Origin of the sequence: Flavobacterium sp. HBTb2-11-1, assembly GCF_009826975.1 — a bacterium.
Lineage (GTDB): Bacteria > Bacteroidota > Bacteroidia > Flavobacteriales > Flavobacteriaceae > Flavobacterium.
Window position 1 is genome coordinate 1 of the sequence record NZ_WUMO01000022.1, and the last position, 1,521, is coordinate 1,521.

Sequence of the window (1,521 nt, forward strand, 5' to 3'; positions counted from 1 at the left end):
GATTTTTTTCCTAACTCGCTGGCAACAGCATATTTACAGATCACCTTTTTTTTGCCCTCTGTAAGTTTTTTCCTTACGCCTCCGGTTTTTCGGAAAGTTTTAACAGCTTGCGGGATTCGTTTTCTGAAGGATTTTCAGCATTCCCTACTCTTTTTTGGCTTTTCGTTATGGTTTTGAAACTGGATTCCCCGCAAAACCCCCTTTATGAAAACAGCTCCACTGGCCCCGATGGGAGGGAAAATCCTTTTTGGCGGTCACGATAGCTATCGGAAGCACGAAAATATTGCACCGGATAGCAGGAATAGGCTCTCTATCTATATAAAACTACAATGCTGGCATGCCAAATTGCCAAACTTTAAACGGCTTCGGCTCCAGCATGGCAAACGAGATTTTCTCCTTATATATATCGTTCTGAAAAAAGTTGATTATAATTAACTTAATTATACCACTAGCAAGAGAAGAATTTAAAAGAGTATATCAGAGTTGACTTACAGTGAGATATTCAAAAAGACAAATTGAAAAAGAATTGAAAAGGGATTATTTTTATAAATATGATCTTCGCAGTCGCTATCAAATTAGAAACATATTAGCTGCATTTGACAACAGATGTATATTCAAAGAAAATTGCAGGTTATAATTTATCAGATAATTTAATAATTCCTACAGAACCTCATACATCTTTCAGATAGTAAGTCTTCAGTATTACCACAAAGAATACACTGAATATTTGTCTCAAAAAAAGATTACAAGTATGACACAAAGCTATGATCCATACGAAAATGCAGTTGCAGAAGGGTAAAATGCTATTTTAAAAGAAGTGATTATGCGGATTATCTGAAATCTTTTAAGAACTTAAAAAAGTAAGCTCTTGAATCTGCTCTATTTTATAACCAAATCAGAGCGCATTTATCAATAAATATACTAACTCCAAATCAATCTAATTCGCAAAATCAAATCTAAAGACGGAAAAACAAATCGAAACAAAAGTAATTCTGCTCCGATTCAACTAATTTATTATTCATACCATTCCTTCTCCTACCAATTTACACCATAAAGACACTCCGTTTGGATTTCGTATTCATAAAAACCAGACTACCTGATTTTATTTCGTAGATTACAATAGTCTAAACCACAAAACACATCTAACCTCACACAAGGCAGCACTAACTATACAACCAAAACTAAACACCTACAAACATTATAAGCATAATAACAACTTTTATTTAGAATTAGGGCTTTTGCAGTACATTATAAAAAAAAAACTTCACTAATAGGAGACAAAACCCTTCAAAACCGGCATAAAACAGAAAACCCCGTTTCGTTTAGAAACAGGGTTTTTCAAAAGAAAGGCGACGACATACTCTCCCACATGACTGCAGTACCATCTGCGCTGGCGGGCTTAACTTCTCTGTTCGGGATGGGAAGAGGTGAGCCCCGCCGCAATAACCACCTTAAGATTATTCGCTGCAAGCAGCTTCCGATTATTAATTATCAATTATAAATTGTTAATTACCAATCAGA

Annotated in this window: 1 rRNA gene; it reads right to left on the reverse strand. The window is 35.1% G+C overall.

The window, feature by feature from the left end:
- Positions 1–1,344: 1,344 nt before the first annotated feature.
- Positions 1,345–1,454, reverse strand: a 5S ribosomal RNA gene (gene rrf / locus GR162_RS22060).
- Between the last annotated feature and the right edge of the window lie 67 nt (positions 1,455–1,521).